Raw genomic sequence first — 14,186 nt, 5'->3', positions numbered from 1 at the left:
CAGAATGACTTTGTGTATCGTCTTCATTTTGGGCTACCATTGCGGCCCGGTGGAGCAATTTGCTACCACACTACATTATCATAATGACAAATTAACATAGTCTGAACATACGGCGCCTTATGATTGTTTTCTCCTCGTTACAAATTCGTCGCGGCGTACGCGTCCTGCTGGACAACGCCACCGCTACCATCAACCCTGGCCAAAAGGTCGGTCTGGTGGGCAAAAACGGCTGCGGTAAATCCACGCTGCTAGCGCTTTTGAAAAACGAGATTAGCGCCGACGGCGGCAGTATGACCTTTCCGGGCAACTGGCAGCTGGCGTGGGTTAATCAGGAAACCCCGGCTCTGGCCCAGCCGGCCATTGATTATGTTATTGACGGCGATCGGGAATATCGCCAGCTCGAGGTCGATTTAAATCAGGCCAACGAGCGTAATGACGGACACGCCATTGCGACGGTTCACGGCAAGCTGGACGCCATTGACGCCTGGACCATCCGCTCGCGCGCCTCGAGCCTGCTGCACGGCCTGGGCTTCAGCAACGAACAGCTGGAGCGCCCGGTGAGCGACTTTTCCGGCGGCTGGCGCATGCGCCTGAACCTGGCACAGGCGCTGATTTGCCGCTCCGACCTGCTGCTACTGGATGAACCGACTAACCACCTCGATCTCGACGCGGTGATCTGGCTGGAAAAGTGGCTCAAAAGCTATACCGGCACGCTAATTCTTATTTCGCACGACCGCGATTTTCTCGATCCGATCGTCGATAAAATTATTCATATCGAACAGCAGAGCATGTTCGAGTACACCGGCAACTACAGCTCGTTCGAAATCCAGCGCGCCACCCGCCTGTCGCAGCAGCAGTCGATGTATGAGAGCCAGCAGCTGCGCGTCGCCCATCTGCAAAGCTATATCGATCGCTTCCGCGCCAAGGCCACCAAGGCGAAGCAGGCCCAGAGCCGCATTAAAATGCTGGAACGCATGGAGCTTATCGCCCCGGCCCACGTCGATAACCCGTTCCACTTTAGCTTCCGCGCGCCGGAAAGCCTGCCCAACCCGCTGCTGAAGATGGAAAAAGTCAGCGCCGGCTACGGTGAACGCATCATCCTCGACTCGATCAAGCTGAATTTGGTTCCCGGCTCGCGCATCGGCCTGCTGGGGCGCAACGGCGCCGGTAAATCGACGCTTATCAAGCTGCTGGCCGGCGAGCTGCAGCCGCTGCAGGGTGAAGTGGGGCTGGCGAAAGGTATTAAGCTGGGCTACTTCGCCCAGCATCAGTTGGAGTTCCTGCGGGCGGATGAATCGCCGCTGCAGCACCTGGCGCGCCTGGCGCCGCAGGAGCTGGAGCAGAAGCTGCGCGACTATCTTGGCGGCTTCGGTTTCCAGAGCGATAAGGTCAACGAAGCGACCCAGCGTTTCTCCGGCGGCGAAAAAGCGCGCCTGGTGCTGGCGCTTATCGTCTGGCAGCGGCCTAATCTCCTGCTGCTCGATGAACCGACTAACCACCTTGACCTCGATATGCGCCAGGCGTTAACCGAAGCGCTGATTGATTTCGAAGGCGCGCTGGTGGTGGTCTCGCACGATCGCCACCTGATACGCTCGACCACCGACGATCTCTATCTGGTCCACGACGGCAAAGTTGAGCCGTTCGACGGCGATCTGGAAGATTATCAGCAGTGGCTGAGCGACTCGCAGAAACAGGAAAGCCAGTCGTCTGACGCGATAAAAGATAACGGCAACAGCGCCCAGTCCCGCAAGGGCCAGAAGCGCCGGGAAGCGGAGCTGCGCACCCTGACGCAGCCGCTGCGTAAAGAGATTACCCGTCTTGAGAAAGAGATGGATAAGCTCAACGCTCAGCTCGCGCAGGCGGAAGAGACTTTAGGCGACAGCAGCCTGTATGACGCATCCCGCAAAGCAGAGCTGACCGCGTGTCTGCAGCAGCAGGCCAGCGCGAAATCAGGGCTGGAAGAGTGCGAAATGGCCTGGCTGGATGCGCAGGAACAGCTGGAGCAGATGCTGCAGGAAGGCTAAGCCCTGCTGGTTGAGCGCGCGGCCTCGACGGTTCACAGACCATGAGCTTTCGGGGCCTCTCTGCATGCCGACGGTGGCCATATCGCGCCCGTTCCTTGTTGCGTAACCTCTGCCAGTTGGCCACAAGACCACATATTGGCTAACCTGCGCACGGCATGCGCGGTATAGTATTTATAAGATTCTTAATTGTTCTGGTGCTATGGTTGAAATCACCCCCACAGAAATGACGCCCCCCGAAGACGACTCGCGCGAGTTTCACCCGATGCGCGGCGTGGGCAATCGTCATCTGCAAACCATGCTGCCGCGGCTGATCCGCCGCAAACTGGGCTTTACTCCGCACTGGCAGCGCCTTGAACTCCCCGACGGCGACTTTATCGATTTGGCCTGGAGCGAAGATCCTGAGCTGGCCCGGAATAAACCGCGGCTGGTGGTTTTTCACGGTCTGGAAGGGAGCCTGCGCAGCCCTTACGCTCACGGTCTGATCCACGCCGCCATGCAGCGCGGCTGGCTTGGCGTGGTGATGCATTTTCGCGGCTGTAGCGGCGAGCCTAACCGTAATAACCGCATCTACCACTCCGGAGAGACGGAAGACGGCACCTGGTTCCTGCGCCGGCTGCAGCGCGAATTTGGTCCCGCGCCTACCGCCGCCGTCGGCTACTCGCTGGGCGGTAATATGCTGGGCTGCCTGCTGGCAAACGAGGGCGATAGCGTCCCGCTCGACGCGGCGGTCATCGTGTCGGCCCCGTTCATGCTGGAGGCCTGCAGCTACCATATGGATAAAGGCTTCTCCCGCGTCTACCAGCGCTATCTGCTCAACCTGTTAAAAGCCAACGCCGCGCGCAAGCTAAAAGCCTACCCGGGCTCGCTGCCGGTTGATTTACGCCAGCTAAAAGGCATGCGGCGCATTCGCGAGTTTGACGATACCATCACCGCCAAAATTCACGGCTTTGCCGATGCGCTGGACTACTATCGCCAGTGCAGCGCGATGCCGCGCCTGAGCGATATCACTAAACCCACGCTGATCATCCACGCGAAAGACGATCCGTTCATGGACCATCATTCCATTCCGCCGCAGGAGCAGCTGCCGGCCAACGTCGAGTATCAGTTGACCGAACAGGGCGGGCACGTGGGGTTTGTCGGCGGTACGCTGCGCAGGCCGGAGATGTGGCTGGAAAGACGGATCCCGGACTGGCTAACGCGCTGGCTGGAAGGAAAAAAATGATTATTCCCTGGCAGGATCTGGATCCCGAAACGCTGGATAACCTGATTGAAAGCTTTGTGTTGCGCGAAGGCACCGATTATGGTGAACATGAACGCTCGCTGACCGATAAGGTCGCCGATGTAAAACAGCAGCTGAAAAGCGGAGAAGCCGTACTGGTGTGGTCAGAGCTGCACGAGACGGTCAACATCATGCCCCGCAAGCAGTTCCACGGCTAAGGCGGCGCCACACCATCGTTTAATCTGGGAGTTGATATGTCTGCCAAACATCCGGTGATTGCCGTCACGGGCTCCAGCGGCGCGGGAACAACCACCACCAGCCTCGCCTTTCGCAAGATCTTCGCCCAGTTGAATCTGCGTGCCGCCGAAGTCGAGGGCGATAGCTTCCATCGCTATACCCGCCCGGAAATGGACATGGCGATCCGCAAAGCGCGGGATCAGGGGAAACACATCAGCTATTTTGGTCCGGAAGCGAACGACTTCGGCCTGCTGGAAAATACCTTCCTCGAATACGGGCGTAGCGGAACCGGCCAGTCGAGAAAATATCTGCATACCTATGACGAGGCCGTGCCGTGGAATCAGGTGCCGGGCACCTTCACGCCCTGGCAGCCGCTGCCGGAGCCGACCGACGTCCTGTTTTACGAAGGGCTGCACGGCGGCGTTGTCACGCCACAGCACAACGTGGCGCAAAACGTCGACCTGCTGGTGGGCGTCGTGCCTATCGTCAACCTGGAGTGGATTCAGAAGCTGATCCGCGACACCAGCGAACGCGGGCATTCCCGCGAGGCGGTAATGGATTCGGTCGTCCGTTCGATGGAGGATTATATTAACTTCATCACCCCGCAGTTCTCGCGCACCCATATCAACTTCCAGCGGGTCCCCACCGTTGATACGTCGAACCCCTTCGCCGCCAAAGGCATTCCCTCGCTGGATGAAAGCTTTGTGGTGATCCACTTCCGCAACCTGCAGGATATCGACTTCCCGTGGCTGCTGGCGATGCTGCAAGGGTCGTTTATCTCGCATATCAATACGCTGGTGGTGCCGGGAGGCAAAATGGGGTTGGCGATGGAGCTGATCATGGCGCCGCTGGTGGAACGGCTGATGGCGGGGAAAAAGATCGGTTAAGCCGTTAGCAACCCCGGCGACGACGCAAGCCGGGGCGACGGGCTGGCCATTCGGCTTAGCCCTCAATAACCTCGTACGAATGCGTGATATTTACCGCTTTTTGCAGCATCAGCGCCACCGAGCAGTATTTTTCCGCCGACAGGTCTACCGCCCGCGAAACGGCCGCATCCTTCAGCTCGCGGCCGGTGACGATAAAATGCAGGTTGATGTGGGTAAACAGGCGCGGCGCCTCTTCCCGACGCTCTGAGGTCAGCTTCACCTCACAGTTGGTCACATCATGGCGTCCTTTTTGCAAAATTGAGACCACGTCGATGGCGCTACAGCCGCCGGCGGCCATCAGCACCATTTCCATCGGGCTCGGCGCTTTATCCCCGGAGTTGCCGTCCATCAAAATCTGGTGGCCGGAAGCCGACTCACCGATGAAGGTTAGCCCTTCGACCCATTTCACACGAGCTTGCATAAAATTTAACTCCAAGGTTGCAATTTTCCTGACAGATTACGCGCACATAACAAATCTGGCAACGGAAGGCGACCTGCATCATGCTGAAGCGAGACACCAGGAGACATGCGGCAAAAGCTATGCTAAAACAGTCAGGATGCTACAGTATTACATTGATGTACTGCATGTATGCAGAGGAATTCACATTACAGGCTGCAGAAAAATCACCAGCCAGCTTCCCAGGCATAGGGAAACAATACGATTGCATGCCCGGATGCCGTGTAGTGTCGGCACCCGGAGATAGCTTATAACAGAGGATAACCGCGCATGGTGCTTGGCAAACCGCAAACAGACCCTACCCTCGAATGGTTCTTGTCTCATTGCCACATTCATAAGTACCCATCTAAAAGCACGCTGATCCACCAGGGTGAAAAAGCAGAAACGTTGTACTACATCGTCAAAGGCTCTGTGGCTGTGCTCATCAAGGATGAAGAAGGTAAAGAGATGATTCTCTCTTACCTCAACCAGGGCGATTTCATCGGTGAATTAGGCTTGTTTGAAGAAGGCCAGGAGCGTAGCGCCTGGGTACGTGCGAAAACCGCATGTGAAGTGGCCGAAATCTCCTATAAAAAATTCCGTCAGCTGATCCAGGTTAACCCGGACATCCTGATGCGTCTCTCGTCGCAGATGGCCCGCCGTCTGCAGGTTACCTCTGAGAAAGTGGGTAACCTTGCCTTCCTCGACGTCACCGGCCGCATCGCCCAGACGTTGCTGAACCTGGCAAAACAGCCTGACGCGATGACCCACCCGGACGGTATGCAAATCAAAATTACCCGTCAGGAAATCGGTCAGATCGTCGGCTGCTCGCGTGAAACCGTTGGCCGTATCCTGAAAATGCTGGAAGATCAAAATCTGATCTCCGCGCACGGTAAAACTATCGTCGTCTACGGCACGCGTTAAGCTGATAAAACGGCGTATTGCCCCTGCAATACGCCGTTTCTGTTTTCCCTCTATGTGGCGCAGGCTGATTTACCACCCTGAAGTCAACTACGCACTGCGGCAAACGCTGGTGCTGTGTCTGCCGGTCGCAGTTGGCCTCCTTCTCGGTCATCTGCAGCAGGGCCTGCTGTTCTCGCTGGTTCCCGCATGCTGCAACGTCGCCGGTCTTGATACGCCGCATAAGCGTTTCTTTAAACGCCTGATTATTGGCGGCTCGCTTTTTGCCGGCTGCAGCCTGATCGTTCAGCTCCTGCTCCAGCATGATATCCCGCTCCCTTTAATTCTCAGCGGCCTGACCCTGCTCCTTGGCGTCACGGCGGAAATCAGCTCGCTGCACGCGAGGCTGCTGCCCGCCTCGCTGATTGCCGCCATCTTTACCCTGAGCCTCGCCGGCAATATGCCGGTCTGGGAGCCGCTGCTGATCTACGCGCTCGGCACGCTGTGGTACGGACTATTCAACTGGTTCTGGTTTTGGCTATGGCGCGAGCAGCCGCTGCGCGAATCGCTCAGCCTGCTGTACCGGGAGCTGGCCAACTACTGTGAAGCCAAATACAGCCTGCTGACCCAGCATATCGACCCGGCAACCTCGCTGCCTCCTCTGTTGACCCGCCAGCAAAAGGTCGTCGATCTGATCACCCTGTGCTACCAGCAGATGCATATGCTAGCGGCCAATCAGCGTAACGATCATAAGCGCCTGCTGCGGGCGTTTCAGGTTGCCCTCGATCTCCAGGAGCATATTTCCGTCAGCCTGCATCAGCCGGAAGAGGTGCAGAAGCTGGTCGAACGCAGCCACGCGGAAGCGGTAATCCGCTGGAATGCGCAAACCGTCGCGGCGCGGCTGAGGGTACTGGCGGACGACATCCTGTACCACCGCTATCCGCAACGCTTTAACATGGATAAGCAGATCGGCGCGCTGGAGAAAATTGCCTCGCAGCACCCCGACAACCCGGTCGGGCAGTTCTGCGCATGGCACTTCGGCCGCCTTGCCAGGGTGCTACGCACCCAGCGGCCGCTGTACGCGCGTAACCTGATGGCCGATAAGGAGCGGCGCCTGCCGCTGCTGCCTGCGCTGAAAAGCTATCTCTCTTATAAATCGCCGGCTTTGCGCAGCGCCGCCCGCATCTGCGTGATGCTCACCGCCGCAAGCCTGATGGGCAGCGCGCTAAACCTTCCCAAACCCTACTGGATCCTGATGACGGTGCTCTTCGTTACCCAGAACGGCTACGGCGCGACGCGGGTCCGCATCGTCCACCGGGCGGCGGGGACCCTTGCCGGCCTGGCGATTGCCGGACTAACGCTGCACTTCAACGTCCCGGAGGGCTATACGCTGACCGCGATGCTGATTATCACGCTATTGAGCTATCTGATTATTCGCAAGAGCTACGGCTGGGCAATGGTGGGCTTTACCGTCACGGCGGTGTATACCCTGCAGCTGCTAACGCTCAACGGAGAACAGTTTATCGTCGCCAGGCTTATCGATACGCTTATCGGGTGCCTGATCGCCTTCGGCGGGATGGTATGGCTGTGGCCGCAGTGGCAGAGCGGGCTGCTGCGTAAAAACGCCCACGACGCACTGGAGGCGGACCAGGAAGCCATCCGGCTCATTCTCAGCGAAGACCACCAGGCGCCGGCGCTGGCCTATCGGCGGATGCGCGTCAATCAGGCGCATAACTCGCTGTATAACTCGCTGAATCAGGCGATGCAGGAGCCCGGCTTTAACTCACGTTATCTTGACGATATGAAGCTGTGGGTCACCCATAGCCAGTTTATTGTCGAACATATCAACGCCATGACCACGCTGGCCCGCGAGCACAATATGCTGACGCCGGATCTGGCCCGCCGCTACCTTGAATCCTGTGAGATTGCGCTACAGCGCTGCCAGCAGCGGCTGGATACCGATGGCCCGGGCAGCGCCGGAGAGGTGAATATCATGGAGTCGCAGGATGCGGACGTGCCCCGCGGCCCGCTGAGTACCATGGAGCAGCACCTGCAGCGGATCCTCGATCATCTGAACACCATGCACACCATCTCGTCGGTGGCATGGCGTCAGCGCCCGCATCACGGCATCTGGCTACGCGCAACTAAGCGCTAAGTACGCGCTGTACGGCCTGCGCGAAGCGCGCCATCCCTTCATCAATATCGCTATCATCAATGACCAGCGAAGGCACAAAACGCATGACGTCGGGTCCGGCATTGAGCACCATGACGCCCGCATCCGCCGCGGCATACAGGAAATCGCGCGCCCGGCCGCGATGCTGCGGCTTCAGCTCCGCGCCGATCAGCAGCCCCATGCCGCGAATATCGCTAAACAGATCGAAACGGGCATCTATCTGCTGCAAGTGCTGCACAAAGCGTTCGCGCTTCGCGTTGACGCCGTCCAGCACCTCAGGCGTGTTAATCAGATCAAACGCTGCGCCGGCGACCGCACAAGCAAGCGGGTTTCCCCCGTAGGTTGAACCGTGGGAACCGGCGTGGAAGGCGCTGGCAATATCATGGGTGGTCAGCATGGCGCTAATCGGGAAACCGCCGCCGAGCGCTTTCGCGCTGGTCAGGATATCCGGCGTCACGCCGTAGTGCATATAGGCAAACAGCGAACCGGTACGCCCCATCCCGCACTGCACTTCATCAAACACCAGCAGCGCCTGGTGCTGGTCGCACAGTTCGCGCAGGCCTTTGAGGAACTCCGGGGTTGCGGCCATCACGCCGCCCTCGCCCTGAATCGGCTCAACCACCACCGCGCAGGTGTGATCGTCCATAACCGCCTTCACCGCGTGCAGGTCGTTAAACGGCACGTGAACGATATCCGCCGGCTTCGGCCCGAAGCCGTCAGAATATTTCGGCTGCCCGCCAACGGAGACCGTAAATAGCGAACGGCCGTGGAAAGCGTTATAGAAGGCGATAATTTTGGTTTTATAGGGGCTATGGCGGGTAATAGTGTAGTTACGCGCCAGCTTGAATGCGGTTTCGTTGGCTTCGGTGCCGGAGTTCATAAACACCACGCGATCGGCGAAGGTGGCATCAACCAGCTTGCGGCCCAGGCGCAGCGCCGGTTCGTTGGTGAAAACGTTGCTGGTATGCCACAGCGTTTCCCCCTGCTCATGCAGCGCCGCAACCAGCGCCGGATGGCAATGACCTAGCGCCGTGACGGCAATACCACCAGCAAAATCAACGTACTCCTTGCCCTGCTGATCCCATACGCGGCTACCTTTACCTTTTACCGGAATAAACTCTGCCGGTGCATAAATCGGCAAAATAACCTCATCGAACGTGGCGCGGGTAATTGCCGGTTGCTCAGTTGCCATGTGATGCCATCCTTCTTCGTTATGCAATGATGTTAGTGATATTATAATCACAAAATATGCATAAAAAATCAGTCAATGGCAACTACAAATCACCGTTTGAGGAAGTTTGCCAGCAGCTGATGCCCCTGCTCGCTGAGGATGCTTTCCGGGTGAAACTGCACCCCTTCGAGATCCCACTCGCGATGGCGAATAGCCATGATCTCTCCGCTCTCGCTGCGGGCCGTCACCTCGAAGCAGTCAGGCAGAGTATCCGGGTCAATGACCAGAGAGTGGTAGCGGGTGACGGTGAGGGGATTATTTAACCCCTGAAATACGCCGCGTCCGTCGTGGCTGACTGGCGAGGTTTTCCCGTGCATGACTTTGGCGGCGCGGACGATGGTGGCACCAAAAACCTGAGCGATAGCCTGATGACCCAGGCAAACGCCCAGCAGCGGCACCTTCCCGGCATAATGCCCGATGACGGCCAGGGAGATCCCCGATTCATCCGGCGTACAGGGGCCGGGAGAGATAACGATTTTCTCCGGCGCCAGCGCCGCGATCTCCTCCAGCGTCAGCTCATCGTTACGCTTCACCAGCACCTCGGCCCCCAGCTCGCAAAAATACTGGTACAAATTCCAGGTGAAAGAATCATAGTTGTCGATAAGCAGGATCATAGCGGCTCCGGAAAGAACAAAACCGGGCTATTCTACTCAGATTCTCGCACTTCGCTTACCACTTTGGCAAAGATCCGTTCAAGCGGCTGCGGATCGCCCATTGCCCCCAGCTGATTAGCCCGGCTCCACTCTTCAGGATCGATATCGCGCCAGTCGAGAATAAAGCCGGCATGAATCGCCAGCTGCTCAAAGAAAATGCGCTGCGCCAGCCCGCTGCCGAGGCGAAAAGGGTGTAGCACGTTGATTTCTCCGTAATACCAGCTCAGGCGTTCAACGAACGAATCGCGGCTAAGCCAGCTGAGGTAATTTTCCTCTTCAAGCGAGCGCATCAGCGCATTGCCCTCTTTTTCTATCCGCGCAAAATGGCAGAAAGGGGTATCGCCCTGATAGATATCAACTTCTCTGAGCCGGCCCGCCCAGTCAAAAATATCCTGATACAGCTGATGATGGATAAAACAGAGGTAGGGCAGCCCGCGCACGCGCGGCCCCAGCGCAAGCGTTGCCGCACGCAGGGAGGTCAATTGCCACGCCGCCTCTTCCAGGCGCTGCGCCTGGCGAATACCGAGGCGATTGCGCATCACGTTGAGCGCGGGATAAAGATAAGGGTCGCGATCGTCGCCATATTTACTGCTCATGACGCCCCCTCAGCTCGGCAAGACGCGCCAGCGCTTCCTCGGCGCTTAGCGTCACCAAAGGTACGGCGGTTCCTTCCAGGCGACGGCTGGCCTGAAAATTCACGCTACGAGTCTGTTCCCAGAGCCGGGATTTTTGCTTATCGGTAAGTGAACGCATGCTCGCCTCTCTTATCGTCCCCTGTGCCACAAGTATAAGCAGCAATTTCGGGTCACGCAGAAAGGCGGAAACAACGGCGCGAGCGTGAGTCGCCCGCGCGGGAGAACTTAAGGCAGGACCTTCGCTGAGAGGATCACGACAGGTTTTGACGGCACGTTCTGGTACGGTCCAACGTTATGCGTCTGGACCTGGGAAATTTTATCGGCGACGTCCATTCCTTTGACGACTTTACCGAATACCGCGTAGCCAAAATCGCGCTGTCCGTGGTCGAGGAAGGCGTTGTCGGCAATGTTGATGAAGAACTGGCTGGTCGCGCTGTCCTGATCGGCGGTGCGCGCCATCGCGATGGTGCCGCGGGTGTTACGCAGGCCGTTGTCCGCTTCGTTCTTGATCGGCGGGTTCGGCTGCTTTTGCTGCATCTGTTCGCTGAAGCCGCCGCCCTGCACCATGAAGCCCGGGATTACGCGGTGAAAAGTGGTGTTGTTGTAGAAGCCGCTGTTCACGTACTTCAGGAAGTTATCGACGGAAACCGGTGCTTTCTGGCTATTTAACTCCAGCTCAATATTTCCCGCAGAAGTCGTCAGCAAGACATGAGGGTCGCCCTTCGCTGCCATAGCCGGGGAAAAAGCGGAAATAGCGAAAACGGCAGCCACCGCCGCCAGAGTTGATTTGAGCATCGAGATTCCTTAACGGAGCAGAAAAAAAGCAAGTGCTTTGATTCTAAAGAGCCTTTGCATCCTGGGCCAGCCTTTTACCTAATTTTACGTAGCTGAAACAGTTGTAACGAGCCGCCCGTCGATCGGCTAAATATTTAAAAGCGATCTACATCACACTAATCTATGCAAAAAGAACTACATTTCATAATAAACGTTTGCTTACATCACCCGAATGAATAAAATCTGTTCGCCCTGGCGCAGAGTCAACGCGCTTTACATTTCTATTCACAGGCCAGTCATGACTAACAGCAATCGTATCAAGCTCACATGGATCAGCTTCTTCTCCTACGCCCTGACCGGGGCGCTGGTGATCGTCACCGGGATGGTGATGGGGAACATCGCCGATTACTTCCATCTGCCCGTTTCCAGTATGAGCAACACCTTCACCTTCCTCAACGCCGGGATCCTGATCTCTATCTTCCTCAACGCCTGGCTGATGGAAATCGTACCGCTGAAAACGCAGCTGCGTTTTGGCTTTATCCTGATGGTACTGGCGGTAATCGGGCTGATCTTTGGCCACAGCCTGACGCTGTTCTCCGCGGCAATGTTCGTGCTGGGTCTGGTCAGCGGGATCACCATGTCGATCGGTACCTTCCTGATCACTCATATGTATGAAGGCCGCCAGCGCGGCGCGCGCCTGCTGTTCACCGACTCCTTCTTCAGCATGGCGGGAATGATTTTCCCGATGGTTGCCGCCTATCTGCTGGCGCGCAGCATCGAGTGGTACTGGGTGTATGTCTGCATCGGTCTGGTTTACGTCGCTATCTTCGTTCTGACCTTCGGCTGTGAATTCCCGGTGCTGGGTAAAAAAGCGCAGCAGGACAGCCAGCCGGTCGTCAAAGAGAAGTGGGGTATCGGCGTGCTGTTTCTTTCCATCGCCGCGCTGTGCTACATCCTTGGCCAGCTGGGCTTTATCTCCTGGGTGCCGGAATATGCCAAGGGCCTGGGCATGAGCCTTGGCGACGCGGGTAAGCTGGTGAGCGATTTCTGGATGTCGTACATGATCGGTATGTGGTCATTCAGCTTCATCCTGCGCTTCTTCGACCTGCAGCGCATTCTTACCGTTCTGGCGGGCCTGGCAACGGTGCTGATGTACCTGTTTATTAACGGTTCCCCGGAGCATATGCCGTGGTTTATCCTGACCCTTGGCTTCTTCTCCAGCGCTATCTACACCTCGCTGATTACCCTGGGCTCGCTGCAGACCAAAGTTTCGTCACCGAAGCTGGTTAACTTTGTGCTCACCTGCGGCACCATCGGGACGATGCTGACCTTCGTGGTCACCGGGCCTATCGTTGCCGCCAGCGGGCCGCTGGCGGCGCTGCAAACCGCGAACGGCCTCTATGCCGTGGTATTCGTGATGTGCATTATCCTCGGCTTCGTCTCCCGCCACCGCCAGCACGGCGCGCAGGCAGGATCGCACTAAGCCACGCTAGACCTTTGGCCCCTTTGCGTCCGCAGAGGGGCTATTACGGGTAAAGAACAGCTCTTCCCCGCCTCTATCGGTCTGTATCCAGGTCTGCGCCAGCTGCGTGGTGGCAATCACCCGCCCCTGACGAATGGACCAGCGTACCGGCACCTGACAGCGCACCGCTTCAAAACCGTTTTCCGCAGGCAGAATAATCAGGTTGGCCGTATTCCCCGTGCTAATGCCGTAGTCGCTCAGACCAAAAGTGCGGGCGCTGTTGTCGGTAATCAGCTTCAGCCCGTCGTTAATCTGCTGATAGCCCATCAGCTGACAAACGTGCAGCCCCATATGCAGTACCTGCAGCATATTGCCGGTACCCAGCGGATACCACGGGTCGAAAACGTCGTCGTGACCAAGGCAGACGTTGATCCCTGCCGCCATCAGCTCTTTTACCCGGGTAATCCCGCGCCGCTTGGGATAATCATCGAAGCGTCCCTGCAGGTGGATATTCACCAGCGGGTTGGCGACAAAGTTAATCCCCGAGAGCTTCAGCAGGCGAAACAGCCGCGAGGTATAGGCGCCGTTATAGGAGTGCATGGCGGTGGTATGGCTGGCCGTAACCCGCGGGCCAATCCCCTCTTTTAACGCCAGCGCCGCGACCGTTTCGACAAACCGCGACTGCTCATCGTCGATTTCATCGCAGTGGATATCCAGCGGGCGCTGGTATTTCTGCGCCAGGCGAAAGGCGATATGCAGGGACTCAACGCCGTACTCGCGGGTAAACTCAAAGTGGGGAATAGCCCCGACCACATCGGCGCCGAGGCGCAGCGCTTCTTCAAGCAGGGACTCTCCATTGGGGTAGGATAAAATCCCCTCCTGTGGGAAGGCGACTATCTGCAAATCTACCCACGGAGCTACCTCCTGCTTCATTTCCAGCATCGCTTTTAAGGCGGTCAGCGTCGGGTCTGAAACATCAACATGCGTGCGCACAAACTGTATGCCGTTGGCAATTTGCCACTTCAGGGTTTTCCACGCCCGGGCTTTGACGTCCTCATGGCTCAACAACGCCTTGCGCTCAGCCCAACGCTCAATACCCTCGAACAGCGTCCCGGATTGATTCCAGCTCGGTTCGCCGGCGGTTTGCGTCGTATCCAGATGGATATGCGGTTCAATAAACGGTGGAATAGCCAGCCCGCCGCGGGCATTGAGCACTTCAAGGCTCTCGCTATGCGCTTCGCCCATCGGGGTAATGTCGCCAAAGCAGCCTTTATCTATTGCTATCTGCCATAGCCCGTCGCGGCCCGGCAGGCGCACGTTCTGAATCAACCAAAGTGGTGCTGCTGTCATCTTGCTGACCCCCGTTAAAGTTGCCTAATTTTTATCCATCCCGCCATCGCGTTCCGCTGCCTTTTTTGTACATAAAAGCAACAAAAAGGAAAAGCCTGAGTTTTCCATAACTTATAAAAACCCAAGAAAATCATGATAATACCTATTAAGTGGTAGGCAGGATTGA

At 57.4% G+C, this 14,186-nt stretch carries 14 protein-coding genes; 7 read left to right on the top strand and 7 right to left on the bottom strand.

Annotated elements, in window-relative coordinates; translation table 11 throughout:
- Window positions 1-119: 119 nt before the first annotated feature.
- The 4 genes from AC1M2H_RS02060 (at window position 120) to AC1M2H_RS02045 (ending at window position 4,367) form a co-directional block, all read left to right on the top strand.
- Entirely contained in the window at window positions 120-2,024 is a 1,905-nt protein-coding gene (locus AC1M2H_RS02060; protein WP_480150120.1) for an ABC transporter ATP-binding protein, read from the top strand.
- A 262-nt stretch (window positions 2,025-2,286) separates the two neighbouring features.
- Window positions 2,287-3,246 carry a hydrolase gene (locus AC1M2H_RS02055; RefSeq protein WP_480151821.1) on the top strand — a complete coding sequence of 320 codons (960 nt, stop codon included), beginning with the start codon at window positions 2,287-2,289 and terminating at the stop codon, window positions 3,244-3,246.
- Window positions 3,243-3,461, top strand: a complete 219-nt coding sequence (locus AC1M2H_RS02050) for a YheU family protein (protein WP_004125965.1) — start codon at window positions 3,243-3,245, stop codon at window positions 3,459-3,461. Before AC1M2H_RS02055 ends, AC1M2H_RS02050 begins: the two co-directional genes overlap by 4 nt.
- A 36-nt stretch (window positions 3,462-3,497) precedes the next feature.
- Entirely contained in the window at window positions 3,498-4,367 is an 870-nt protein-coding gene (locus tag AC1M2H_RS02045) for a phosphoribulokinase (RefSeq protein WP_123552444.1), read from the top strand.
- Between the two features lie 55 nt (window positions 4,368-4,422).
- On the opposite strand, the gene AC1M2H_RS02040 is transcribed toward AC1M2H_RS02045, so the two are convergent.
- Window positions 4,423-4,827, bottom strand: a complete 405-nt coding sequence (locus tag AC1M2H_RS02040; RefSeq protein WP_133600026.1) for an OsmC family protein — start codon at window positions 4,825-4,827, stop codon at window positions 4,423-4,425.
- Window positions 4,828-5,133: 306 nt separating this feature from the next.
- Between AC1M2H_RS02040 and crp the strand changes: the two genes are divergently transcribed.
- Window positions 5,134-5,766 carry a cAMP-activated global transcriptional regulator CRP gene (crp, locus tag AC1M2H_RS02035; protein ID WP_000242758.1) on the top strand — a complete coding sequence of 211 codons (633 nt, stop codon included), beginning with the start codon at window positions 5,134-5,136 and terminating at the stop codon, window positions 5,764-5,766.
- Between the two features lie 52 nt (window positions 5,767-5,818).
- Complete coding sequence (locus AC1M2H_RS02030; RefSeq protein ID WP_480150119.1) at window positions 5,819-7,897, top strand: YccS/YhfK family putative transporter; 2,079 nt, start codon at window positions 5,819-5,821, stop codon at window positions 7,895-7,897.
- Here the strand turns inward: AC1M2H_RS02030 and argD are convergent.
- The 5 genes from argD to ppiA all read right to left on the bottom strand — a co-directional run bounded on the left by argD (window position 7,887) and on the right by ppiA (window position 11,229).
- Window positions 7,887-9,107, bottom strand: a complete 1,221-nt coding sequence (gene argD / locus AC1M2H_RS02025) for a bifunctional acetylornithine/succinyldiaminopimelate transaminase (RefSeq protein ID WP_480150118.1) — start codon at window positions 9,105-9,107, stop codon at window positions 7,887-7,889. The genes AC1M2H_RS02030 and argD overlap by 11 nt on opposite strands.
- Before the next feature lie 89 nt (window positions 9,108-9,196).
- Entirely contained in the window at window positions 9,197-9,760 is a 564-nt protein-coding gene (gene pabA, locus AC1M2H_RS02020) for an aminodeoxychorismate synthase component 2 (RefSeq protein WP_480150117.1), read from the bottom strand.
- 32 nt (window positions 9,761-9,792) lie between these two features.
- Window positions 9,793-10,395 carry a putative adenosine monophosphate-protein transferase Fic gene (locus AC1M2H_RS02015; RefSeq protein ID WP_480150116.1) on the bottom strand — a complete coding sequence of 201 codons (603 nt, stop codon included), beginning with the start codon at window positions 10,393-10,395 and terminating at the stop codon, window positions 9,793-9,795.
- The gene (locus tag AC1M2H_RS02010) at window positions 10,385-10,552 is read right to left on the bottom strand and encodes a YhfG family protein (RefSeq protein WP_480150115.1); all 168 of its coding nucleotides are present in this window, start codon (window positions 10,550-10,552) and stop codon (window positions 10,385-10,387) included. Before AC1M2H_RS02010 ends, AC1M2H_RS02015 begins: the two co-directional genes overlap by 11 nt.
- Before the next feature lie 107 nt (window positions 10,553-10,659).
- Entirely contained in the window at window positions 10,660-11,229 is a 570-nt protein-coding gene (ppiA, locus tag AC1M2H_RS02005; RefSeq protein WP_426813964.1) for a peptidylprolyl isomerase A, read from the bottom strand.
- Window positions 11,230-11,506: 277 nt separating this feature from the next.
- On the opposite strand from ppiA, the gene tsgA reads away from it, so the two are divergent.
- Window positions 11,507-12,691, top strand: a complete 1,185-nt coding sequence (gene tsgA / locus AC1M2H_RS02000) for an MFS transporter TsgA (RefSeq protein ID WP_426813963.1) — start codon at window positions 11,507-11,509, stop codon at window positions 12,689-12,691.
- A gap of 6 nt (window positions 12,692-12,697) precedes the next feature.
- Here the strand turns inward: tsgA and AC1M2H_RS01995 are convergent, their stop codons facing one another.
- Entirely contained in the window at window positions 12,698-14,020 is a 1,323-nt protein-coding gene (locus AC1M2H_RS01995; protein ID WP_480150114.1) for a cytosine deaminase, read from the bottom strand.
- Between the last annotated feature and the right edge of the window lie 166 nt (window positions 14,021-14,186).

The organism is Klebsiella sp. F11, from assembly GCF_056712265.1.
This window is presented reverse-complemented; position numbering and strand designations above follow the sequence as displayed.

Coding starts and splice junctions, on each gene's coding strand:
- AC1M2H_RS02060 (WP_480150120.1), top strand. CDS start 120: ATGATTGTTTTCTCCTCGTTACAAATTCGTCGCGGCGTACGCGTCCTG.
- AC1M2H_RS02055 (WP_480151821.1), top strand. CDS start 2,287: ATGCGCGGCGTGGGCAATCGTCATCTGCAAACCATGCTGCCGCGGCTG.
- AC1M2H_RS02050 (WP_004125965.1), top strand. CDS start 3,243: ATGATTATTCCCTGGCAGGATCTGGATCCCGAAACGCTGGATAACCTG.
- AC1M2H_RS02045 (WP_123552444.1), top strand. CDS start 3,498: ATGTCTGCCAAACATCCGGTGATTGCCGTCACGGGCTCCAGCGGCGCG.
- AC1M2H_RS02040 (WP_133600026.1), bottom strand. CDS start 4,827: ATGCAAGCTCGTGTGAAATGGGTCGAAGGGCTAACCTTCATCGGTGAG.
- crp (WP_000242758.1), top strand. CDS start 5,134: ATGGTGCTTGGCAAACCGCAAACAGACCCTACCCTCGAATGGTTCTTG.
- AC1M2H_RS02030 (WP_480150119.1), top strand. CDS start 5,819: ATGTGGCGCAGGCTGATTTACCACCCTGAAGTCAACTACGCACTGCGG.
- argD (WP_480150118.1), bottom strand. CDS start 9,107: ATGGCAACTGAGCAACCGGCAATTACCCGCGCCACGTTCGATGAGGTT.
- pabA (WP_480150117.1), bottom strand. CDS start 9,760: ATGATCCTGCTTATCGACAACTATGATTCTTTCACCTGGAATTTGTAC.
- AC1M2H_RS02015 (WP_480150116.1), bottom strand. CDS start 10,395: ATGAGCAGTAAATATGGCGACGATCGCGACCCTTATCTTTATCCCGCG.
- AC1M2H_RS02010 (WP_480150115.1), bottom strand. CDS start 10,552: ATGCGTTCACTTACCGATAAGCAAAAATCCCGGCTCTGGGAACAGACT.
- ppiA (WP_426813964.1), bottom strand. CDS start 11,229: ATGCTCAAATCAACTCTGGCGGCGGTGGCTGCCGTTTTCGCTATTTCC.
- tsgA (WP_426813963.1), top strand. CDS start 11,507: ATGACTAACAGCAATCGTATCAAGCTCACATGGATCAGCTTCTTCTCC.
- AC1M2H_RS01995 (WP_480150114.1), bottom strand. CDS start 14,020: ATGACAGCAGCACCACTTTGGTTGATTCAGAACGTGCGCCTGCCGGGC.